14 protein-coding genes and 1 pseudogene are annotated in these 23,001 nt (G+C 66.8%); 1 reads left to right on the forward strand and 14 read right to left on the reverse strand.

Annotation, left to right across the window (positions count from 1 at the left end):
* The first annotated feature begins 26 nt into the window (after window positions 1–26).
* Window positions 27–2,201 (forward strand): serine/threonine-protein kinase, encoded by a 2,175-nt coding sequence (locus OEZ60_RS17860; protein ID WP_263339158.1) that lies wholly within the window; start codon window positions 27–29, stop codon window positions 2,199–2,201.
* A gap of 12 nt (window positions 2,202–2,213) precedes the next feature.
* Here the strand turns inward: OEZ60_RS17860 and OEZ60_RS17865 are convergent, their stop codons facing one another.
* The 14 genes and pseudogenes from OEZ60_RS17865 to tssH all read right to left on the reverse strand — a co-directional run bounded on the left by OEZ60_RS17865 (window position 2,214) and on the right by tssH (window position 22,965).
* Entirely contained in the window at window positions 2,214–2,933 is a 720-nt protein-coding gene (locus OEZ60_RS17865; protein WP_263339161.1) for a PP2C family protein-serine/threonine phosphatase, read from the reverse strand.
* Window positions 2,930–3,601, reverse strand: a complete 672-nt coding sequence (tagF, locus tag OEZ60_RS17870) for a type VI secretion system-associated protein TagF (protein WP_263339164.1) — start codon at window positions 3,599–3,601, stop codon at window positions 2,930–2,932. The genes OEZ60_RS17865 and tagF overlap by 4 nt, the downstream gene beginning before the upstream one ends.
* Window positions 3,602–3,603: 2 nt before the next feature.
* Window positions 3,604–7,170, reverse strand: coding sequence for a type VI secretion system membrane subunit TssM (gene tssM, locus OEZ60_RS17875; protein WP_263339166.1), 3,567 nt, complete (start codon window positions 7,168–7,170; stop codon window positions 3,604–3,606).
* Entirely contained in the window at window positions 7,170–8,582 is a 1,413-nt protein-coding gene (tssL, locus tag OEZ60_RS17880; RefSeq protein WP_263339168.1) for a type VI secretion system protein TssL, long form, read from the reverse strand. Before tssL ends, tssM begins: the two co-directional genes overlap by 1 nt.
* 18 nt (window positions 8,583–8,600) lie before the next feature.
* Window positions 8,601–9,941 carry a type VI secretion system baseplate subunit TssK gene (tssK, locus tag OEZ60_RS17885; RefSeq protein WP_263339170.1) on the reverse strand — a complete coding sequence of 447 codons (1,341 nt, stop codon included), beginning with the start codon at window positions 9,939–9,941 and terminating at the stop codon, window positions 8,601–8,603.
* 46 nt (window positions 9,942–9,987) lie between these two features.
* Window positions 9,988–11,427 carry a type VI secretion system-associated FHA domain protein TagH gene (gene tagH, locus OEZ60_RS17890; protein ID WP_263339173.1) on the reverse strand — a complete coding sequence of 480 codons (1,440 nt, stop codon included), beginning with the start codon at window positions 11,425–11,427 and terminating at the stop codon, window positions 9,988–9,990.
* 8 nt (window positions 11,428–11,435) lie between these two features.
* On the reverse strand, window positions 11,436–11,735 hold the full coding sequence (locus tag OEZ60_RS17895) for a PAAR domain-containing protein (protein ID WP_263339175.1): 300 nt from the start codon (window positions 11,733–11,735) through the stop codon (window positions 11,436–11,438).
* Between the two features lies 1 nt (window position 11,736).
* On the reverse strand, window positions 11,737–12,345 hold the full coding sequence (locus OEZ60_RS17900; protein ID WP_263339176.1) for a DUF6931 family protein: 609 nt from the start codon (window positions 12,343–12,345) through the stop codon (window positions 11,737–11,739).
* 10 nt (window positions 12,346–12,355) lie between these two features.
* A complete protein-coding gene (locus tag OEZ60_RS17905; RefSeq protein WP_263339178.1) occupies window positions 12,356–14,482 on the reverse strand; it encodes a type VI secretion system Vgr family protein in 2,127 nt (708 codons plus the stop codon).
* 52 nt (window positions 14,483–14,534) lie between these two features.
* On the reverse strand, window positions 14,535–16,340 hold the full coding sequence (locus tag OEZ60_RS17910) for a type VI secretion system contractile sheath domain-containing protein (RefSeq protein WP_317852847.1): 1,806 nt from the start codon (window positions 16,338–16,340) through the stop codon (window positions 14,535–14,537).
* Window positions 16,341–17,576: 1,236 nt separating this feature from the next.
* Window positions 17,577–18,053: pseudogene (tssB, locus tag OEZ60_RS17915) on the reverse strand (type VI secretion system contractile sheath small subunit); the annotation flags it as partial.
* Window positions 18,040–18,900, reverse strand: coding sequence for an ion transporter (locus OEZ60_RS17920; RefSeq protein ID WP_411709812.1), 861 nt, complete (start codon window positions 18,898–18,900; stop codon window positions 18,040–18,042). The gene OEZ60_RS17920 and the pseudogene tssB, both read right to left, overlap by 14 nt.
* A gap of 63 nt (window positions 18,901–18,963) precedes the next feature.
* Window positions 18,964–20,199: a hypothetical protein gene (locus OEZ60_RS17925; protein ID WP_263339182.1), complete on the reverse strand. Its 1,236-nt coding sequence runs from the start codon at window positions 20,197–20,199 to the stop codon at window positions 18,964–18,966.
* Window positions 20,200–20,259: 60 nt separating this feature from the next.
* Window positions 20,260–22,965: a type VI secretion system ATPase TssH gene (tssH, locus tag OEZ60_RS17930; RefSeq protein ID WP_263339183.1), complete on the reverse strand. Its 2,706-nt coding sequence runs from the start codon at window positions 22,963–22,965 to the stop codon at window positions 20,260–20,262.
* Between the last annotated feature and the right edge of the window lie 36 nt (window positions 22,966–23,001).

Below are 23,001 nucleotides of genomic sequence, written 5' to 3' on the forward strand. Positions count from 1 at the left end.
CCACTCTTCAACCTGTAGGGGGAGCCATGACCGACGCACGCCCCGGTGATCTCTTCAAACCCGGCGACCTGGTGAACAACACCTACCGGATCGAGGCGCTCCTGGGGCGGGGCGGCGTGTCCGACGTCTACCGCGCCCGTAGCGAGATCTCGGGACGTCTGGTGGCGATCAAGGTGCTGAAGTCGGAGTTTTCCGGCAATGACGACTACCTCACGCTCCTGAAGCGCGAGGAGGAGATCCGCGAGATCCGCCACGATGCAGTGGTCCGCTATTCGGAGAACCACCGTACACCCGACGGTCATGTCTATCTCCTGATGGACTACGTCGACGGGCCGGGGCTCGACCGCAAGCTCAAGGAAGGGCCGATGTCGGCCGAGGACGTGCTCGTTGTCTGCCGTCGGGTTGCCGAGGGCCTGAAGGCCGCCCATGCCCGCAACATCGTCCACCGCGATCTCTCGCCCGACAACATCATCCTGCGTGGCGGCAATCCGGCCGAGGCGGTGATCATCGACTTCGGCATCGCCAAGGACACAAATCCGGGCGCGGAAACCATCGTCGGCAACGAATTCGCCGGCAAGTACGCCTATGCCGCGCCGGAACAGCTCGCCGGGAAGACCGACGCGCGCACCGACATCTATTCGCTCGGCGCACTGCTTCTGGCCTGTTTCCGCGGCAAGTCCCCCTCGATCGGCAAGAACCCGATGGAGGTCGTACAGAACAAGGCCAAGCCACTCGATCTCGACGGCGTGCCGGAGCCGTTGCGGGCCATCCTCGCGCGCATGACCCATCCCGATCCCGGCAGCCGCTTTCAAAGCGCCGCCGAGCTTCTCACCGCGCTGCCGGGCGGCGGTCGCGCGCCGGTGCCCGGCCCTGCGGACGACCGCGACGACAAGACGGTGATCGCCCCGAGGCAGCAAGTGCGCGAGGAATTCGCCGGGGTCGCGGCCGAACCCGGCCCGAGCCGCCCCGCCAAGGCGGAGCCCGCGCGCAGCGGGTCGCGCGGCCCGCTCATCGCTGTTCTTCTGGTGGTGCTTGCGCTGGCCGGCGCCGGCGGCGCCTATTTCGCCGGCGTCTTCGGGCCGCGCTACGCGGCGGTGTCGCCCTTCACGCTGACGCTCGTCAAACGCGCGGGCGCACCGCTCAACGTTTCCGGTTATGCGCCGTCCGAGGAGATGAAGCAATCGCTCGAACGGCTCGCCGCGCAGGAGGGCGGGACCGCCCAGGTGACGCTCGCCTCGTCGGACGCGATCGGCGAAGGCTGGGCCGGCGGGGTTCTCGACCTCGTCGCGATGGCAGGCGGCCTCGACGGCTGGCAGATGGAGGTCAACGACCGCGCGGTGCGGCTGAGCGGCCGGACGTCGAGCCGCGACGTCCATGACCAGATCATGAGCGCCCTTGAGGGCGGGCTTCCGGGCGGGCTCGAGGGCACGCCGGAGATCGCCTATATCGCGCCGGTTCTCAGCGCCGAGGTGCTGAAGCCGATCCTCTCGCAGTTCTCCGATTGTGGGCCGCTCAAACTGGTCGATGCGCCCGCGACCGGCTATGGCGCGGACGCGGCGATCCGGGTGGCGGGCACGATCTCCGGCGCCGGTCAGCGCGACGCGCTGGCGGCCGCGCTCAAGGCCGCGGCGGGCGAGCGTCAGGTAGCGCTCGACGCCGAACTGCTGAATCCCACCCTGTGCCTGATCGAAAACTACCTGCCCAAGGCGCCGCCGAGCGACATTGGCATCCGGCTCGGCTTCGGTGACAAGGGCGGAGAGGAGAACACCTCTGGCGACTTCGTCGTGGGCGAGAATCCGGTGATCGACGTGCTGCTGCCTGACGATGTCACCGACGGCTATCTCTCGGTCTCGATCCTCGACGTGTCAGGCAACGTCTTCCACCTGCTGCCCAACATCGGCCGGACCGACAATTCGGTCGCGGCGCTGCGCGGCGAGCAGTCGGGCACGGTCCCGGTGCGGGTCGCCTACACGGTCGCGGAAAGCGGCGCTGGCAAGGGGCTCGCCTTCCGGGTCGACGACAGCACGCTCGGTGAAAGCAAGATCGTGGTGATCCGGTCCAGTGGCCCGCTCTTCAAGCAGTTGCGGCCGACGACCGAAAGCGCCTCGGGCTACGCGGAAGCCCTGCGCGACCAGAGCCGGAACGTGGAGACGCGGATCTATTCGCTCGACAGCCGGATCCTGACAACCGTGACCCAGTAACGGGCGGCGGGCTCAGCCGATATCGACGACGATGACGCTGATGTTGTCGGCCCCGCCGCCGTCGAGGGCGATCTGCACCAGCCGGTCCGAGATCGTTTCGATCGGGGCTTCCCGCAGTACCTTCTCGAGCATGGCGAAGGTCGCGTATTTCGTCAGCCCGTCGGAGCATAGGAGGAACCGGTCGCCGGGCTGGGCGTCGCCGCGGACCTTGTCGAGAACCAGTTCGTCGCCCACGCCCACCGCGCGGGTGATCGCATTCGACTGGGGAAGGCGTTCGGCCTCGTCCCAGCTTATGTGGCCAGCCTCGACCAGTTCGGCCACCAGCGAATGGTCGCGGCTGAGCATCTGGATCGCGCCGTCGCGCAGCCGGTAAAGGCGGCTGTCGCCGGCCCAAAGCGCAACGAAATGCCCGTCGGCCAGCATCAGGCTCACCACCGTCGCGCCGATCGTCTCCACCCCGCGCTCGACGGCGGTCTCCTGGATGATGCCATGTGCCTTCTGGATCAGCGCCCGGAGCGCGTGCATCCGGTCCGATGGCAGCAGTCCGGGCTCGATCGTCGCCACCAGATCGGCGATCAGCCGGCTGGCATAGTCGCCGGCGTCATGCCCGCCCATCCCGTCCGAAACGAGCCAGAGTTCCTCGTCGGGCAGCGCCAGGATCGAGTCCTCGTTGACCGGGCGCTTCAGCCCGACATGTGTCCGCGCGCTGTAGCGCACCCGCCCTGTGGTCATGGTATCGGCCTCGCTTCGGTCCAGATTGCGGCGTTCAGGCTCATCAGCGCCTGCATGTCGGGCCCCCGAGGAAGGCCGTCGCAAACCATGACATGGGCCACGCCGTCGATCTCGGTGCTCCAGATGCTGGGATGGGCAAAGCGGCCGTCCAGAAGCGTCCCGGCAAACCCGCCATTCGGATCGTAGCGGAAGGTCACCGTCTGCCCCCGCCCCTGCGTCAACCTGGCGCCTGAGGCCACCACCGGCGCGGGAAGCACTGCGAGCGCCTCCTCAAGCGCCGGACGGCCCAGGTCGTCGAGCGTGGCCAGCGCGAGATCCTCGAGCCGGCCGAAGAGCGCCTCGTTCAGGAAATGCCCCGCGACCACGTCGGCCCCGGCAGGCAGCGCCGCGACCAAGGTCAGCGGAAAGCGCCGCCCGACCCGGTCAACCGACGGCATCAGCACGCCCGTCGCCGGCTGCGGCCCGGCGAGCCCGCCTGAGATGCCGAAACGCCAGATCGGCGCCGACATGAACGCCGCATCCCAAGCGGCGCCGAAGGCCTGCTGGCAGTCGAGCATACCGCCCTGAAGCCAGGCGTCCCACGCCGCCACGAAGCCGGGCGGCGTACCGGCGCGGATGAAGTCCCCCGCCGCCGGCATCTTGCCGAATGCGCCGAACCCCGCCGCCATCGTCAGAACGAGCCGGGGCAGCTGAACTTGCCCAGCGCCGGCAGCGAGAACGGGTTGAGGACCGAACCCGACTGCAATTCGAAGATCGCGATCCGGCCGCCGATGTTGAAGATCACCCGCTTGCGGTCCGAGACATTCGTGCGCCGCACCTCGGCAGCGTCGAAGAGGCGGAAGAGCGCCCAGGGCCCGTCGCGCGACATCACGCTTTCGGTCTGCGACTGCGCCGGTTCGAAACTGACCCGCGCGAGCCCGACCGGCCCCGGCCAGGTGACCGCCATCGGCGTCGGCAAGCCGCCGCGATGCGCGAACGCGACGTTCTGGCCGTCGATTTCGAGGAGCACCGATTTGGCCTTGGGGTCGAGCGCCTCGGGGGTGATCTGGAACTGCACCGCCGGATTGGCGCCGCCGCCGAAGAAGGCGTCGCGGATCTGGGCGGCGTTCTGCAGCTGCTCCAGCACCGCCTGCGAGATGCCGAGGTCCGCGTCGTTCACGCGCTTCCAGGTCCAGGGCCGCGTGCTGACATCGACATGCGCCACCAGGTTTTCCTGGAAGAACGCGTCGATCAGCCCGCCCGGCCCGAACAGCCGCTGGAAATCGGCCATCGCGACGTCGGCGCTGGCGCGGCGGTTGAACGGATAGCGGTTCTCGGTCACCTGCTGGCAGAAAGGCAGGACGCCGGCCTGCCAGCGGGCATTGATCGAAGCGCGCGTGCCGCCGGCGGTGATGCCCGAAGAGGTCGCGGAAATCTGCTTCGACCAGCGTTGCAGCGGCCCCTCGATCCGCGCGGCCTGCTCCTGGAAGCGGATCAGCGCCCCACCCCCCTCGCCGCCCGGCGCGACGCCGCTGAACGACATCTTGTTCAGCTCCTGGTAGACCTCGGTCAGCGCGAGGATGAGCCCGTCGAGCTGAGAGGCCTGCCCGTCGGGCCGCGCCACGAGCTGGTGCAGCCACGCGAAGCGCTGCTGGACATAGTCGCCCGGCGGCGGAGGCGGTGCGCCACCCTCGCCGGTCGCCGTCCGCGCCAGCGCCTCAAGCAGGATCTGCGTCTGGATGCTCACGTTCGACTGCAGCTCCATCCCCGCGACGTTGGAGACCCCCTCGGACAGCTCCGAGTTCGCCAAGAGGCCGCGCTGTTCGGCCAGCTTGGTTTCCTCCGAAATTGACTCGAGGATATTGACGATCGGCGAGGTCGGCCCCGACAGGACGTTGGTCACCTCCACCGCATGGCTGAGGCTTTCCATCGGAATGATGTCGATGTCGCCGAGCAGCGCGTCATAGCGGCCGACATAATCGTTGTAATAGAGGTTCAGGACGTCGCGGCTGAGCTTGGCGAGCGCCTGCTCGGTCTGCTCCGCCTCGCCACGCGCGCCGAGGACCCAGCTCTCGCTCTGGATGCGCTTGGCCACGCCCAGCGCCTCGCCGAGAAAGACGTTGTGGAACCCGTCATAGGTGAAGATCCCCTCGATCCCCTCGGTGAGGGGCTTGCCCGACGACCGCACCAGCACCCGCGACACCGCCGGGCCACCGACATCGGACAGCCGCCATTCCGGCAGCTGGGTGGCCGATGCGCTGGAAATGATGCCGTTGTAGACGCGCTGCGCCAGCGGCATCTCGGAGAGCACGCCCTGCACCTGGTCGACCAGCGGCCCGTTTAGCTCGATCTTCTGCATCGGCTGGCCGAGCAGCGCCGTCAGGTGGTCGTTGAGATCGGCGCGAAGCTGTTCGCGCCCCGGCCCGGAATACGAGACCGTCCAGTCGATGTTCATCCATTCGCGGACCAGATCGGCGTTCATCGGCCCTTCGAGGCCAAGCATCAGGTAGACCTTCAGCGCCTCGTAGAGCACGTCGGGATTGTTCATGTTGGCGCTGATCTGGTCTTCGAGCCGGAGCAGGAGCCGCGGCAGGAACCGCTGGTTCAGCGCCGCGCGGTAGGTCTGCGCCGCGGCGGTGCCGACGACCTCGCCCTGGTAGAGGCCGTATCTCAGGCTTCCCTCCGGCTCGGGATCGGAAAGCGCGGGGTTGGCCGGCATGTCGCGCAGGATGTTCAGCGCGTCGACGACCGGCGGCAGGTCGGTGTCGCCGATCGGGCTTGGCGGCAGGGTCGCCGCGGCGGCCTGATAGGCATCGATCTTGTCCTGCGCCTCCGCGATCAGCGCGCTGTTGCCGAGGAAGCTGCGCACCAGCAGCGTTCCGATTGTTGCGGCAATGACGACGGTTGCGGCAATCGCCGCCCATTTGGTGATCTTGTAGCGACGCTCGACCTTGTCATCGGCCGAGACCAGCCCGGCTTCGGGGAAGATCACCTGCTCGAAGAGTCGTGTCAGGAAGAACGACCGGCCCGAGCCCTTGCCGCTGCCGATCGCCTGCCGGCCGATGCCGAAGGTCCGCGCCATCGACAGCATCAGCCGGTCGATCGGCGTGCCTTCCTGGGTGCCGGAGGTGAAATAGACCCCGCGCAGGAGGTGGCGCTGCTCGTAGCGGTTGTCCTGGAAGGTCTCGTTGAGGAAATCGCGCGCGACCCGGCGCATCGAGGCGACCTGCGCCGGGAAGCCCGCGACAAGCGAGCGCCGCTGGCGGTCGGTTTCCGTCTGCATCCGTTCCAGCGACTGGGCGTTCAGCCGCTCCAGCAGGCCGGCGAACTCCTCGTCGAACCGCGCCACCGGCGCGACCTCGGCCTTGGCGCTGTCGAGCGGCAAGGTGAATCCCCAGACCTGTTCGCGATCCTCCTTGCCGAGATGGTCGAAGAACTCGGTGAAGCCGGCAATCAGGTCGGCCTTGGTGAAGAGCACATAGACCGGAAAGCGGACGCCGAGCTTCTCGCGCAGTTCGTTGAGCCGGCGCCGCACCGCCTTGGCGTGCTCGGCGCGGGTCTGCTCGTCCTGCAGCAGGAGGTCCGAGAGGCTGATCGCGACCATCGCCCCGTTGATCGGCTGGCGCTTTCTGTACTTCTTCAGAAGGCTGAGGAAGCCGAGCCAGGCGGCGTTGTCGATCTGGGCGTCGCTTTCCTGGGTCGTGTAGCGCCCGGCGGTATCGATCAGGACGGCGTTGTTGGTGAACCACCAGTCGCAGTTGCGCGTGCCCCCGACGCCGCCGATCGCGGTCTTGCCCATCTCGCCGGCAAGCGGGAACTGCAGGCCCGAATTGACGATCGCCGTCGTCTTCCCGGCGCCCGGCGGGCCGATCATCACATACCAGGGCAGCTCGTTGAGGTGACGCCGGCCGCCCTTGGACTTGCGCAGCGACGACATCGCCGCCTTGAGCTTGCCGCGGAGCTCGGCGATCTCCGAGGTCGCAACGTCCTCGCTCGTGTCGACCGTCTCGGCGATCTCCTCGGTCATCTTCTTCTCGCGCCGGCGTCGGACGAGGAAGATCGTCAGCATGATCAGGCCGAAGACGACGAAGATCGCGGCGCTGGCCACGAGGCGGCTGGTCAGGCTGTCGAGCGGCCGCCACTCGGACGTCCCGAGGAAGGGGCCGAAATAGAGCACCAGCCCCGAGAGAACGAGCGCGGCGAAGAACAGTGCCGAGTAGATCGACAGGAAGACGAGGTAGAGAATCTTGCGAACCATCAGCCCTGCTCCTGCACGAGGAGGATCTCGATCCGGCGGTTGGCCGCCCGGCCCTCCGCGGTGGCATTGTCGGCGATTGGTTCCGCGTCGGCGCGGCCTTCGGCGCTGAGGCGCGAGGGATCCGTGAGTGTCTTGGCCATGGATTGCATCACCGATTTTGCCCGCGCGAGCGACAGGTGCATGTTTGACGGGAACCGCGAGGAGCGGATCGGCACATTGTCGGAATGGCCGGCGATGATGATCGGTCCCGGCTCGTCGTTCAGCGCGTTCGCCACCCGCTCCACCGGGGCCACGAAGTCCGGCTGCAGCGCGTCGGAGCCCGAGCCGAACATGCCCGAACCGCTGAGGCGGATCGTCAGCACGTTGCCCTTCTGGAACACCTTGACGATCCCCTCGTCGATTTCAGGCTGAAGGAACTTGCTGATCTTCACCAGCTTTTCCTCGACCGGCGGCGCGGGCGGTGCCGGTGGCGGCGGCGGCGCGCGCCGTTCCAGCGCCGCCGGTAGACCGGCGTCGATCACCGAGAACTGCCCGGTCAGGTTCTCCGACCGGTTGGCCAGCGCGAAGGACAGGCCGATGTATTGCGCGGTCAGGATCACCCCGGTCACGCCGAGCGCGATCCAGACCAGTCGCCAGGCCGACAGCGCCCGGAACGGCCGGTCGAGCCCCTTCCAGTTCGGCGCGAGGTCGCGCTCGACCGGTCCGCGCTGCGCCCGGATCAGCCGCGCCAGCGCGCCGCGGATCTGCAGATGCTTGTCCGGCCCGCCCTGCTCCACCCGGAGCCGCCCCTCGAAGCCGAGGGACAGACACATGTAGATGAACTCGAGAAGTTCGAGGTTGTTCGCGGGCTCCTTTTCCAGCCGCGCAAGCAGATCGAAAAACCGGTCGCCGCCCACCGTCTCACGATGGAAGGTGCCGACCATCGACTGCAGCCCCCAGCTCGACTGGCCGCCCCAGGGGGTGTTGAGAACCACGTCGTCGAGAACGGCGCAGAGCGCGTAGCGGGCAATCTTGACGGTCTGCGCCGGAATGCCCGCCTGCAGGGCGCGGTTCTCGAAGGCGCGGACCTCGGCCACCACGCTTTGCCGCAGCTTATCGGGATCGAGATGCTGCGCCCGGTTGCCGATCCGGCTGATCAGCGAGAATAGGGGCGACGCGCAGGCGTTGAGCCGGTTCATCCCGGTCATCACCAGCTCTTCGGCCTCGCCGCCAGAGGGGCGCGCGGCCTGAGCGCCGGCAGAAGGGGTCGGCACGCCGAACGCATCCTGACCCGCCGCAGCGGGCGCGACCGGCGCGGGCTCGGCCGCCGGGGTCGGGCTCGGTGCCGCGGCCGGGCTCCGCCGTCCGCCGGGATTGGGCCGGATCACGGTCTTGTCGGTGTCATCGGGTTCGCTGAAGGGATCGTCAATCATGGCTTCGTGCCTTGCGCTTTAGCTGTTCCGGATCGCCCAGAGCTCCATCTTCAATCCCGGGTACTGCCCCGAGACATGTACCGCGATCCCCCCCGAAGTGGTCATCTTGGCCCAGGAGGGATTGGCGGAGTCGAGTTCGAAATAGACCAGCCCGGCATGGTAGGGGATCTGCCGCGGCGCCACCGGCAGCGGCCGGAGCGTGATGCCGGGCAGGGCCGAGTTCACCAGCTGGCGGATCTCCTCGACCGGGCCGACCTTGGCCTGGCCGGCGAAGTGGCGGCGCACGTCCTCGCTCGGGATATCGGCGCTGACGGCCAGCACGAAGCCGGAGTTGCCGATCAGCTTGCGGTCGGCGATCACGCCGACGCTGATGCCGTACTTGCGCTCCTCCAGCGGGATCGCGATTGCGGTCTGCTCCAGGACCGAGCTCAGGTACTGCCTGAGCACCCGGATCACCGGGGCGAAACAGGCGGTCAGGTTGTCGTGGGTATAGGGCGGGAAATCCGGCACTTCCTTGCTGGCCGCCATGAAGGTCGCAAGCTCCCCCGCCAGCGCGATGCAGGCGCGGAAGGCCGTCTCCGGGTGCAGGTTCTCGATCCGGCCGAAATGGCGGAAGACCGGGATCGCCCGGTTCACAGCCTGCAGAAGCAGGAAATCCGTGACCTCGGCCGCGCCGCGCGCCGGTCCGCTTTCGACCAGCCGCCCGGCCAGCGCCTTCATCCGGTGCGAGAGGAGCCCTTCCAGCTCGTTCAGGAACGAACTCAGCGGCGCCGCGGCGCGGACATCGGTGCAGCTTGGCAGGAAGCCGCGATCGAGAACGATCTCGCGGTCGGGTCGCACCTCGATGATCCGCGCGATCGGAATCGCCAGCTTGTCGGCCATGTCATCGACCGCCAGCGCGAACTGGAGGCGGAGCTTGCCGACTCCGAGAACCACCGGCTTCTTGTGCTGGCTCATCGTGTCGGTGACTTCCTGCTCGGCCGGACGCAACCGGCTCGCCGACTGTTCAGCCCCGGTCAGGTCGACCTCGCTCGCGCCCTGGCGGCGCTGCGGCACGGTCAGGTAGACCACGCAATCCTTGATCGTCGTCGGCACCTCCAGCGCCGGCGGATGGCTGTCCGACTGCGGCACCCGGAAGACGGTGCCGTCATGGGTCAGCCCGGCGCAGCCCTTCAGCGCGAACTTCCCGACCTTCAGCACCTCTTCGTCGATCTCGAGCGCGTTCACGCCCCAGGCATAGGGCGTCAGGCGACGCGCCAGCCCCGCCACCAGCGCCTCCGTGTAGCGGTCGGCCTGCTGGAAATGGTGCGGCTGAAGAAACAGCCCCTCCGTCCAAAGCACCTTGCTGTCCCAGGACATTCATGCCCTCCCGTCTGGTTCTCTCGTCCTGCCCTGCCTCGGGCGGTCATTCTTTCAGCTTGTTCAGCTGATCCTTGTAGGCCCGCGCGAATTCCCGGCTGAAGAGGTCGTGGAAATCGTTCTCCGCCTGGTCCGAGATCTGCGCGTACATCTTCTCGTAGACTTCCCAGTAGCGCGCCTTCTTGCCCTTGAAGAGCGAGCCGAGCTTGCCCGAGGTCTCGATCTGCTCGGCCAGAACCTCGGGATCGAGCTTTGCGAGGATGCCCTTCAACGCGGCCTCCATGCCGGTCACCATCGCGACCTCGTGCGCCTTGATGTCGCGAAGCGCCTCCGCGGTCGCGGCCTCGGCATCTAGGTAGCCCTTGGTGCGCGGCCGGACCAGCGCCTCGATCGCCTGTTCCGGGCTGATCGAGAACTTCAAGGGGTTGTTGCCCGCCGCGCCGATCATCGTCTGGTCGATACGGAACTCGCTCTTGATCGAGGTGCGGGTCATCAGGACCTCGCGTAGGCCGGTGATCATGGCCCGCAGGATCCGGCCCATGCGGGTCATGGTCTCGGCCAGTTCGGCGTCGGGCAGGTCGAACCCTTCAACCTCGAGCGCCGCGACGAAGGCCCGCGCGGCCGACGGGTCGGCGGAAGCGGCCGGAGGGGCCGCCGGAGCAGGGGCGCGGGATGGCGCGGGAACGGTGGTCTCCTCCATCGCCGGGGCCGGTGCCAGAGGCTCTGGCGGCGGAGAAGGAGGAGGCGCGACCGGCTTCGGGGCCGGCGCGGCGGCCGGCGGTTCGGTCCCGCCGCCGGGCAGGTCGAGGTCCCAGTCCTCCGGAATCTGGTTGCCGCTTGCGCCACCCGATCTGAAACTGTCCCGCATCGTGCCGCCATGAAGCAGCGCGCTGTCGCTGCCCGCGTCCGCGCGCGGCGCGGGGCTGCCGGTGATCGGGTCGTCCTCGTCCTCGCCGAGGGGCGGCAGCAATTCGTCGATCGGGTCCGGGATCTTGAGCTGTCCCGGCCCCTTCGGGCCGCCCTCGGCGCCGAGAAGATCGTCGAGGAAATCCCCGCCCGGCGGCGCATCGTCGAGTAGTGCCAGCGGATCGGGCGCCCGTTCGGCCGCCCCGTGCGACACGCGATCCTCCGCCGCGGGCGCCGGGATCAGGTCGTCCATCTCGGGCAGGGTCTGGCCGATCTCGACCACGAGTTCGTAGCCGCCGAGCGTCAGAACGTCACCGTTGTTGAGCGGCGTCGGGGTGCGCCCGAGCGGGATCTTGGAATAGTTGAGGAAGGTGCCGTTGGTCGACAGGTCGACGATCACGACGTTGCCGTTGTGATCCTCGATCACGCAATGGCTCTTGGACAACATCCGGTCGGGGTCGGGCAGAACGAGATCATTCGCCGGTCCGCGCCCGACCGTCAGGCTGCCGCCCCGCATCGCGACGGGACGCCCATCGCCGGGCACCATGCCCGATGACTGGAATTTCAGAGTGACGGTCATTCTTCCGGTCAGCCTCCTACGAGCACGGTAAAGCAGCCGAGCACGATGGCCCCGCCGCAAGCGCAGGTGTCGCCGATCCGCGCCGCGGGCAGGTTGCCGATCAGCACCGTCGCCGAACCCTTGAGGATCGGGTGCGGCGGCGCCGCCGCGGTCATGTCGGTCATGCGCGCCGCCGGCAGGCAACCCACCAGCACGGTCGGCAGGCAGGGCGGCGCGATCGGCAGTGGAACCGGCAGCACCGGCGGCGGCGGGATCGACGGCAGCGAACATGCGTGCATGTCCGTGACGCGCGCCTGTGGCTGTCCCATCTTATCCCTCCTGCGCGTCCGGTTCGAGCTTTTCGACCCGGCCATTGCCGCCGCGCGCGATATCGACCGCACGTTCGACCAGCAGCTGGCCATATTCCTGAAACCTATCAGAGTGTTCGCCCAATGCCACGACGTTCATCGCAAATGCGGAAACTTCCGACGCGCCCGCCGGTGCGGGGTGCTGCGCCAGGGAGCCGGGGCCAAGCGTGCCGTCGGCAAAGAGCGCCGCGGTGGCGCAGTGGACTGTGTCGTCATGGATCAGGGCGTGGTCGATAGCGACGCGGGCCGCCTCGCGGTTGTCCTGGCTGGGCTTGCGAACCCAGGCCTCCGCCGCGAGCAACGAGGGCGTGTTTCCGGCCGGCGCCGCGCCGACGACATCGCGCGCCGCGAGGCAGGCCCACCAGACCCGCTCGCGCGGGGGCAAGAGCACCGACATCAGCCGCAGGAGATCGACGAGCGCCCCCTTCCGGTCGAGCTCCGCCAGGACCACCTCGGGCAGGGCGCTGGCCGGCGCCTCGAGCGGAGTCTGAAGCCGCGTATTGGTTCCGGCGAGAATCTTCGCGGCCGGTTCCTTCGCGACCTTGACCATGTTGTCGAACCGATTGCTCATTCTAGTGCTCCTAGTTGATCTTCGTCAGAGCGCCATTGAGGGTCAGGATGCCGTCCGCCTTGACGGTGGTCAGCGGGCTCGAGACATCGACCTTGGCGTCGCCGGTGATCGTGATCATCGGCCCTTTGATCGTCACTCCGGAAGGATCGATCTTGATCGACGATCCGGCGACCTTAAGCTCGATGCTCTGCGCCGCCTCCACCGTGATCTTGCCGGCGCTGGCCTGGACGTCGATGTTGCCGACCGACACCGTGTTGGACTGGTTGCCCTGGCTGACGGTGTTGGTCTGGTCGCCCTCTTTGATCTCTGTGGTGTCGTCGCCGGTGATGGTCCGGGTGTTCTTGCCTTCGACGGTCTGGGTCTTGTCCTTGTGGATCGTGACGGTCTTGTCGGTCTTGATGTCGACGATCTGGCTGCCGGTCTCGATCGTGAAGGTGTGGTCGCCCTCCTTGATGGTTTCGGTGACGTGGTTCTTCACCGTCATCGTCAGGTCGCCGGCATCGGCCTTTTCCATCCCCACCGTGATCGTGGCGTTGTTCTTGACGATCTGGTCATAGTTTTTCTCGGCCTGGAAGAAGACCCGTTCCTCGTCTTTCTTGTCCTCGAAGGTCAGCTCATTGAACCCGCCGCCGCCTTTCGAGGTGTTTGTCCGGATCCCGGATTGGGTCTTGTTGGCGGGATAGTCGTAGGGCGGCGGCGTCTCGGGGTTGTAGAGCATGCCGGTGCAGATCGGCCGGTCCGGATCGCCCTCCTCGAACTGGATGACGACCTCCTGCCCGATCCTCGGCACGGCGATCATGCCCCAGCCCTTGCCCGACCAGGGGGTGACGACGCGCACCCAGCAGGTGGTGTTTTCGTCGCGCTGACCGTCGCGGTCCCAGTGGAACTGGACCTTGATCCGCGCGTGTTCATCGGTGTAGATCTCCTCCCCCGACGGCCCGGTGACCATCGCGGTGTGCAGGCCCGGGATCTGCGGCCAGGGTGTCGTCAGCGGCGCCCGGTACGGTTCGGTCTTGGGGATCGCCTTGAACTTGCAGGAATAGAGCTCCTTGGCGTCCGAGGGGAAGCCGAACTCGTCCTTCACCAGGTCGGTGCGCTCCGTATCGGCGCCGAAGCTTGCCGTCGTCTGGAGATAGTGCGCCGCCTCGGTGATGAGGTATTCGCCGGCGACGTCCTTGACCTTCAGTTGATCGGCATTCTCGAACGCGAACGTGCCCCCTACCCCCATGGCCCGCACCGTCGCGGCGCCGCGCCAGGTCGAGAACCTGACCGCCTCCGCCTCCATACGAACCCGCGCGCGCGCGGTTCCCAGCGTCGTGTCGCGCCGGTAGCGGCCGGGAAAGTCATAGATTTCCTTGGTCTTGTAGCTATGAGTGCCCTTGGCGATGTTGCGCGCGACGGTCAGGTCGGCCGAGGGCGTCTCGAAGTCGAAATCCCTGAGCGATACCGATCCGGTCTGGATCCGCTGTTCGCTGATGAACTCGTAGACATGATCGCCCCGCCGGGCCGCACTCTGGTCACGGTCCATGAACTCGACATCTGGGGTAACCGGGATCGCGGAATGCGCCCCCGGCCCGTCGCTGAAGACGAGCGTCTCGCCCGCTCCGTCGGAGTCGGCATGGTCGAAGAAATAGTATATGCCCTCCTCCTCCATCAGGCGGCTGATGAAGTCGAAGTCGCTCTCGCGGTACTGAACGCAATATTCCCGCTCGCCGTAGGTCTCGCTGGTGCTGTTCCGGGTGCGGGTGATCCCGTGATCACTGAGGATCGAATCGATGATCGCCGGCGCCGTCATGTTCTGAAAGATCCGCGAATTCCGCCGCCGGGTCAGAAGCCACAGCTTCGGCCGAAGCTCGGCCTCGATCAGAAGCTCGCTTTCGTGGATCGTGACGACGCGCGCCGAAACCACGAGCCCGGTGAAGAGCCGTTCGGTGCCCTCCTGCGATGTCTCGAGGTGCAGCGTCATCAGCTTGCCGAGGAAGGTCTCGATCTTGACGTCGAGCTTGGCCCAGAGAAACTCGAGCTTGACCTCGTAGATCTGGCTCAGCCCCTCGCGGACGACGGCGCGCCGGAAACTGATGTCGTCCGGCGAGAAATCCCCCGTGAGCCGGATCGGTTCGTTATCTCTCGTGGCCATCGTTCCTCCTATCCGGTCGCGGGTGGTGCAGCCGGAGGTATGTTTTCGTCATTTACAGATCGGCAAGCAAGGCCGCGAGTTCGGCGTCGATCTCGTCATCCCCGTCGCCGCTCTCGTCACCACTTTCATCGTCATCGCCGAACCCGGCCAGCAGCGCGTCGAGATCGTCGCCGCCGAGGTCCACCTCCCCGAGGTCCAGCTCCCCAACATCGACCTCTTCGAGTTCCGCCTCGCCCAGATCGGCTTGCCCGAGATCCATCTCGCCAAGGTCGAGATCATCGGCCGGCGCATCGTCTTCGGTTGCCACTTCCGGCGCCACCTTGCCCGGGCGCGTGGGTTTGGGCGGCGACGGCGGCGGGGGCGGCACCTTCGACCAGGGGCCGAGGATCTCAGCCCCCGAGACCGAGTTGAACGAGCCGAGGCGGATCTCGTCCCGCCCCTTGACCGACAGGACCGGCATGTAGCCGCGCTGCACCGTGAAGGCGTGTTTGTCGACGCTCAGGTTGCGCTCGGTGCAGGGCAGCGCCACCTGGTCGCCGTAGCGGTCGGTGACATAGTGATAGGGCATGCCGCCGAGCGACATGATCTTTCCGAGCTGCAGGCCCGGACCATGCTGCTTGAACGAGCGCGCCATGAGGATCGCCACCAGCACCGCCGGATTGGCCCAGAGCATGCCGCCCAGGCCCTCTGACATGGTGAATTCCTCGAAATCGAACTCGTAGATCGGTTCGGATTTCGCGCCGTAGGGACGCCGGAGCAGGAAGCGCGGGCTGGCAAGGCCGAGATGCCCGGCCTCGGGCATCGCGCGCAGCGTGTCCCAGGCCTCGGCCACCAGCTTGTGCCGATCCTCGATCCTGGTGTCGAGATACCCCGGCGTGATCGCCGCTATGAAGGGCGCGTCGACATGCGCCGCCACCCGTGCGATCCTGCCCAGAAGCTCGGCATGGGGCGGGGTTTCCTCGAACGTGTAGAGCCCGATCAGCACCGAGTAGCCGCCGCGGCCGTTTTCCTCGTCGAGCGGTTCCTCGGTCAGGAGCCGCACCAGCCCTGACTGCGCCAGATCATCCGCCGAGGCGAGATCGGCGGCGATCTCCTCGGCCGAGACGTCGTAGAGCACGACGTCGAGCTTGTCGTCGGTCTCGATGCTGCGCGCGATCAGGTCGAGCGTGCGCCATTGCGCCTCGATCGCCTGGAACTCGGGGTGGTGCAGGACCAGGCGCATCGCCGCCGAGATCGACGCGTCCACCGCCGCCTTCATCGCCGCGACATCGGCGCCCGGCACCTTGCGGATATGCGGGCCGACCACCCGCGCGATCATGTCGTCGACCGGCGAGGCCGCCACCGGCGGCCGCGTGGCGCCGATCAGCTTCTGGAAGTCGGTGAGCTTCAGGTCGGCGCGCACCGTGGTCGCCGCCGAAACCTTGCGCGCCGGCGCCGCCTTCTGCCCGTGCGCCTCGGCCCAGGCCTGCAGCTGCTTCTGCGCATTGGCCGCCGTCGCGCCGGCCTGAAGCTGGCGCTTCAGGCCGACCAGTTCGGAGAAGAGCGGCATGGCCTCGTAAAGCTCGTCGGGGTGGAGGGCATCGAGCCCTTTGAGTGCGACCTCGATCCCTGCCCCATCCTTGCCGATCGGCAGGACGAGCGAGGTGGCAAAGCTTTCGATCACGTCCTCAACCGTGTCGGGGTCGAGCGTCACGCCCCGGCGCGCCGCCAGCCCGTCGCCGGTTTCCAGTTCGCCGCGTGCCGCCCGGCCGGTGAAATCGCCGAAAAGAGCGATGCGGAACCGCTGCCGCTTCAACTTCTGCGGCCCGGGACGCTCGGCGCTGATCTGGCCGAAGGCAAATTCGGGATCCCCCGTCATCTCGGCGCCCTCACCTGCGTCGGTACTGGTCTCGCCGAGCAGGTCGTCGAGATTAACCTCCTCCGTCCCGGCCTCGCCCTCCGCGTCCGGCGCCTCCTCCGATCCGGTGGCCTTCTCCTCAAGCGTCAACTCACCGAGCAGATCGTCGAGATCGACCCCCTCCGCCCCGGTCTCGCCCTTCGCGTCCGACGCCTCCTCCGATCCGGTGACCTTCTCCTCAAGCGTCAACTCACCGAGCAGATCGTCGAGATCGACCCCCTCCGCCCCGGCCTCGCCCTTCGCATCCGACTCCTCGTCCGATCCGGTGGCCTCCTCATCGAATGTCAGTTCGCCAAGAAGGTCATCTAGATCGACCTCCGCCGCCTCGTCGCCTTCAGAGGCGTCCTCCGATTCCGACAGTGCCGCCAATATGTCGTCGGCCCCCTCCTCCTCAGGAGCTTCGGGAGCCGATCCGGCGAGCCCGGCAAGAACCTCGTCACTCCCGTCGTTCCCGGGCAGATCCTCGGGTGCTGATGCCGCCAATCCGGCAAGAACATTGCCGGATAGGTCATCATCCCGAGCGTCTTCGGGCGCGGCCGCCGCCAGGGCGCCTAGAATGTCGCTGGACAGGTCTTGCTCTTGACCTTCGGGAGCCGCGGCGGCCAGCCCGGCGAGCACGTCAGCCGAACCGTCATCCCCGGGCACGTCGTTGGGCGCGTCGGAGGCCAGTGCGCCGAGGACGTCGCTTGACCGGTCTTCCGCCTCTTCCACTTCTGCTTCGGGCAGGCTCGCGAGCGCATCGGCGGCCGACGTGTCCTTCTCATCCTCCGGGGCCGCGGCGGCAAGCCCGGCGAGCACGTCATCGGATCCATCATCCCCGGGCACGTCGTCGGGCGCGTCGGAGGCCAATGCGCCGAGGATGTCGCTTGACCGGTCTTCCGCCTCGTCCACTTCTGCTTCGGGCAGGCTCGCGAGCGCATCGGCGACCGACGTGTCCTTCTCATCCTCCGGGGCCGCGGCGGCGAGCCCGGCCAGCACGTCATCGGATCCATCATCCCCGGGCACGTCGTCGGGCGCGTCGGAGGCCAGCGCGCCGAGGATGTCATCCGACCGGTCTTCCGCCTCTTCCACTTCCGCCTCGGGCAGGCTCGCGAGCGCATCGGCGACCGACGTGTCGGGCTCCGGCGTGTCAGGCTGGTTGTCACGCAGGGACTGCAACGCGTCTTCTGTCTCACCCTGGTCGGAGGCGGCGCCCAGCGCGGCGATCGCGGCCAGGGCGCCGCGGTCGTTCAGGATCCGCTCGATCAGCGCCTCCGCCCCGGACTTGCCGTCCATATAGGCCATCAGGTTCGCAAGCTCGGTCCGCGCCTCGAGCAGGAGGCGAAGGGGTTCGATCTTGCGGGCGATCTCGGCGGGCGCGAAGTCCTCCATCTTCTCGAAGGTCAGGTCGACCTCGAGATTGCCGTCCCCCGTCAGCGTGTTCGGCACCGTGAAGGCCGCGCGCGGGGCCATGGCCTTCATCCGGTCGTCGAACGTGTCGACGTCGATCTCGAGGAACTTGCGGTCGTCAACGGACGGCTGCGGCCCCGAGGACTTGCCGGTCAGGTCGCTCATCACGCCAACGACGAAAGGCAGCTGGACCTTCTTCTGCGCCCCGTAAAGCTCCACATCGTATTCGATCTGGACCCGCGGGGCGCGATTGCGCGCGATGAACTTCTGGCTATTGCCTGCCATCCTCTCCTCCCCGCAAACCTGAAAGTTCCGCCCGGAGCGCGCGGATCTCCTCGTGCAGCGCCTTCACATGGTCCGCGACGATCTCGGTCTCGTCGCGCACGAGATCGCGCAGCTGGTCGAACTGGGCCTCCTCATCGGCCTCCACCGCCGACTGCATGGTGTTGACGAGAAGGCCGATGAAGAGATTAAGCACCGAGAACGCGGTGATGACGATGAAGGGCACGAAGAACACCCAGGCCGTCGGGTAGACCTCCATAACCGGGCGGACGATGCCCATCGACCAGCTTTCCAGTGTCATGACCTGGAAGAGCGTGTAGGCCGAGCGGCCGAGCGTGCCGAACCAATCGTCGAAAACCGGGCCATACATCAGCGTCGCCATCACCGAGAAGACGTAGAAGACGATCGAGATCATGATGATCACCGCCCCCATGCCCGGCAGCGCGTCCAAGAGCGCCTGAACCACCGCCCGCATCTGCGGGATCACCGACAGAAGCCGCATCGCCCGGATGACACGGAGCCCCCTCAGCGCCGAGAGCCCGTCGCGGTTCGGCAGGAGGCCAAGGCCTACGACCAAGAGGTCGAAGATGTTCCAGGCATTTGCAAAGAACCGCAGCCGGTAGGCATAGAGTTTAAGGAGGAGTTCGATCACGAAGATTGTCAGCGCGACATTGTCAACGAGGCCGATGAGCCCGCCGGAATACTCCATCGCCTTGTCCGAGGTGGACAACCCCAGCGTGATCGCATTGAAGATGATTACGGCCATGATGCCATTCGTCACCAGATCTCTCTCGACGAATGCGCGGACGCGGTCCCGCGAGGTTTCAGCAGTGCTGGCCGGACTGTCCAATGGTCTGCTCCTCGAATGTGGCCCGGCCCGCGTAGGGCCGAGCGGTTTTCATGCGGCGCCGGGTCAGGCCACCGCGTCGCTGATGTTGTCAACGAGCCCCTTGACCGTCTTGATCGCGCCGATCAGCGTCGACGCCTCCGAGGCGATGCTCTTCTTGTCCAGCGCCTTGATCTTGTCGATCGTGGTCTGGTCGTCGACCTTCATGCCGTTGCCCTCCATCAACGCCTGCATCTCGTCGAGGAAGTCCTCGCGCTCCTTCAGCTTGGCGGCGAGCTCGCTCGCCGCGCGTTTCAGCGACATGCATTCGGCACCGAGCTTCACCCCCTCCTTCAGGGTCTTCGACGCCCGTGCCTTCTTCATCAGGTTGTCAGCCGCGCCGCCGAGGTCGTCGGTCTTCTGGCGTGTCTTGGTGGTGTGCTCGCGGTAGGCCTTGCGCGCCTTCTCCGCGTCGTTGACCTTGGCGGAGATGCCCTTGACGGTGGCGTCGAGAAGGCTCTGGGCGATGCTCTTCGCATCCTTGCCTTTGGTCACCTCCGATCCCATGGCGAGCGCCTTGGCCGTCAGCTTCTTGATGGCCTCGATCGGCTGCTTCACCGAGATCCCCTTGGTGTCGGTGATCCCCTGCCGCTCCGCCGCCTGCATCAGCACCGTGCCGCGGAGCGTGATATAGGCCTGGATACCGGCATAGAGATCCTTGCGGAGCGTGGCCTCGTTCTTGAGTTGCTGGTTGATCTCCACTCCGAGCTTCACGACCTGAACCATGATGGTCTTGTAGGCCGTGACATCGGCGCCCGAGGTCGCCACCAGCTTGGCCACCGAGGCACCGATCTTGATCACGCCGAGCGAGACCTTGAGCGTGGTCTTGACCCGCGCCTCTTTCAGCAGCTTGTCGCCCTGGGCTTCCTTCTTGAGCCGCGCCTCGATCGCCTTCTGCGCGGCCCCTTCCGCCGAATCCAGCGCATTCTTGATCGAGGCGTTGGTCGCCTGGATCATCTTCTCGGCTTCCTTCTGGGCCGAGACGCCGGGTGTCTGCATCAGCGTGGCGATCTTGGCGTCGAGCTTTACCGCCTCTTCCTTGATCACCTTCTCGTAGCGCTCGAGCTCGGCCATGCCGGCCTCTTCGAGGCGCTTCAGCGCGGTGCTCGGGGCCGGGTCGGGCGTCCTCAGCGTGCCCTTGGTCGTGACCTCGACCTCCACGTCGACCCGGTATTTCGGGATCTCGATGTATTGCAGATTGGGTTTCGAGCGAATGAGATCGACGACGTAGAATTTATGCTTTGTTGTTGTTGTCTTGGCCATCCTTATCCCTCCTTGTCATGTCTTTCGCGCAAAGCGGCGCTCGGTCCCGGGCGCCGCCGATCAATCAAATCCGTAGGTGAACGCACCGTCGGTGACGCCGATTTCGACCTTCGTCACCTCCTTGCCCATCATCATCCGGCGCAGGAACTCGTTCGAGATGTCGGGCAGCATCGTGTTGGTGACGATGGCGTCGATCATCCGGCCGCCGCTTTCCAGTTCCTGGCAGCGGTTGACGATTTCCTCGACCACGGCATCGGAGTATTCGAACGGCACGCCGTGAGCTTCCTGCACCCGCTTCTTGATACGACCAAGTTGCAGCTTGGTGATCTCGGACAGCATGTGCGGTGTGAGCGGATAGTAGGGGATCGTCACCAACCGGCCGAGAAGCGCCGGCGGGAAGATCTTCAGCAACGGATCCCTGAGCGCCTTGGCCAGCCCATCGGGGTCCGGCAAGAGCTCCGGATCGGCGCACATGTCGGCGATAAGCTCGGTCCCGGCATTCGAGGTCAGGAGGATCAGCGTGTTCTTGAAATCGATGACGCGGCCCTCGCCATCCTCCATCACGCCCTTGTCGAAGACCTGGAAGAAGATCTCGTGGACATCGGGGTGAGCCTTCTCGACCTCGTCGAGAAGCACCACCGAATAGGGCTTGCGCCGCACCGCCTCGGTCAGGACACCGCCTTCGCCGTAGCCGACATAGCCCGGAGGCGCGCCCTTCAGGCTCGAGACCGTGTGCGCCTCCTGGTATTCCGACATGTTGATGGTGATGACGTTCTGCTCGCCGCCATAAAGCACCTCGGCAAGCGCGAGTGCGGTCTCGGTCTTGCCGACGCCGGACGTGCCGGCGAGGAGGAAGACACCGATCGGCTTGTTGGGGTTGTCGAGCCCGGCGCGGCTGGTCTGGATCCGCTTGGCGATCATCTTCATCGCGTGGTCCTGGCCGATCACCCGCTTGGCGAGCCGCTCCTCGAGGTTGAGGATCGTTTCGAGCTCGTCCTTCACCATCCGGCCGACCGGGATGCCGGTCCAGTCGCCGACCACCGAGGCCACCGCCTGGTGGTCGACGATCGGCAGGATCAGCGGACTGTCGCCCTGGATCGTCTCCAGCTCGCGGTTCTTCGCCTTCAACTCGTCGAAGAGCTTGGCACGGGCCTTGTCGTCCAGCGGGCTTTCGACACCCTCGCCCTCGGCGATCGGCGCATCGACGGGCGCGCCGCCTTCGCGGAGCTTGGCGCGCAGTTCGAGAATGCTCTCGACGACAGCCTTCTCCCGCTCCCACCGCTCGGTGAGGCCGGCAAGCCGCGCCTCCTCGGCCACCTTGGCCGCGGTGACCGCATCGCGGCGGGCGCCAACGTCGTAGCCCGCCGTCTCGTCGCGTTCGATGATCTCGAGCTCGGTCGTCAGCGCCTCGATCCGGCGTCGGCTGTCATCGACCTCGGCCGGTACCGCGTGCTGCGAGACAGCGACGCGGGCACAGGCGGTGTCAAGGAGGCTGACCGACTTGTCGGGCAACTGCCGCGCCGGGATGTAGCGCGCCGACAGCGTCACCGCCGCCTCGATCCCCTCGTCAAGAACCTGAACCCGGTGATGCTTTTCCAGCATCGAGGCGATGCCGCGCATCATCAGGATCGCCTTCGGAATGTCAGGCTCCTCGACATGCACGACCTGGAAGCGGCGGGTCAGGGCCGGGTCCTTCTCGATGTACTTCTTGTACTCGGCCCAGGTCGTCGCGCCGATGGTCCTGAGCGTGCCGCGCGCGAGGGCGGGTTTCAGAAGGTTCGCCGCGTCGCCGGTGCCGGCAGCGCCGCCCGCGCCGACGAGGGTGTGGGTCTCATCGACGAACATGACGATCGGCGTCGGGCTCGACTGCACCTCGTCGATGACCTGCCGCAGGCGGTTCTCGAACTCGCCCTTCATGCTGGCGCCGGCCTGCAACAGGCCGACATCGAGCACCAGCAGCCTGACGTCCTTTAGGGCGGGCGGCACGTCGCCCCGGGCGATGCGGAGCGCGAAACCCTCGACCACGGCGGTCTTGCCCACCCCGGCCTCGCCGGTGAGGATCGGGTTGTTCTGGCGCCGCCGCATCAGGACGTCGACGATTTGCCGGATCTCCTCGTCGCGGCCGACGATCGGGTCGATCTCGCCCTTGCGGGCCTGCTCGGTCAGGTCGGTGCAGAACTGCGCCAGCGCCTCGCCCCGGCCCATCTGCGCCGGCGCCATCGCGCCGGAAGCCTCGCCCGGCTGGGCGCCGCCGCCGGTCTGGCTGCCGTCCTGCGGGCGCAGCCCCTCTTCGGGCGATCCGTCGGTGGCCTTTGCGAAGTCGTCGGCAAGGTCATCGGCACGGATCTTCGCAAGCTCCGGCGACATCGTCTGCAGGATGTTGCGCAGCGCGGGCGTCTTGAGCATGCCGAGAAGCAGGTACCCGGTGCGCACCTGGTTCGCGGAATAAAGCAGGGAGCCCCAGACCCAGCCGCGCTCCATCGCATCCATCAGGTGATCTGAGAGATCCGAGATTGTGCTCGCCCCGCGCGGCAGGCTGTCAAGCGAGCGCGTGAGTTCTGTCGCGATGCGGCCGGGGTCCAGCTTGTAGTGCTGGATGATCCGGTGCAGGTCGCTGTCCTGCCCGTTGAGGATTTGGTGCAGCCAGTGCGAAAGCTCGACATAGGGATTGCCGCGCATCTTGCAGAACACGGTGGCGCTTTCGACCGCCTGGTATCCCAGCCGGTTCAGTTTTCCGAACAGGGCCACACGACTGATTTCCGTCATTTCACTTTTCTCCCCTTGGCTCCGCCCTGCCCCGCG

This window comes from Albidovulum salinarum, from assembly GCF_025673475.1.
In the GTDB taxonomy this organism is placed as follows: Bacteria; Pseudomonadota; Alphaproteobacteria; order Rhodobacterales; family Rhodobacteraceae; genus Albidovulum; species Albidovulum salinarum.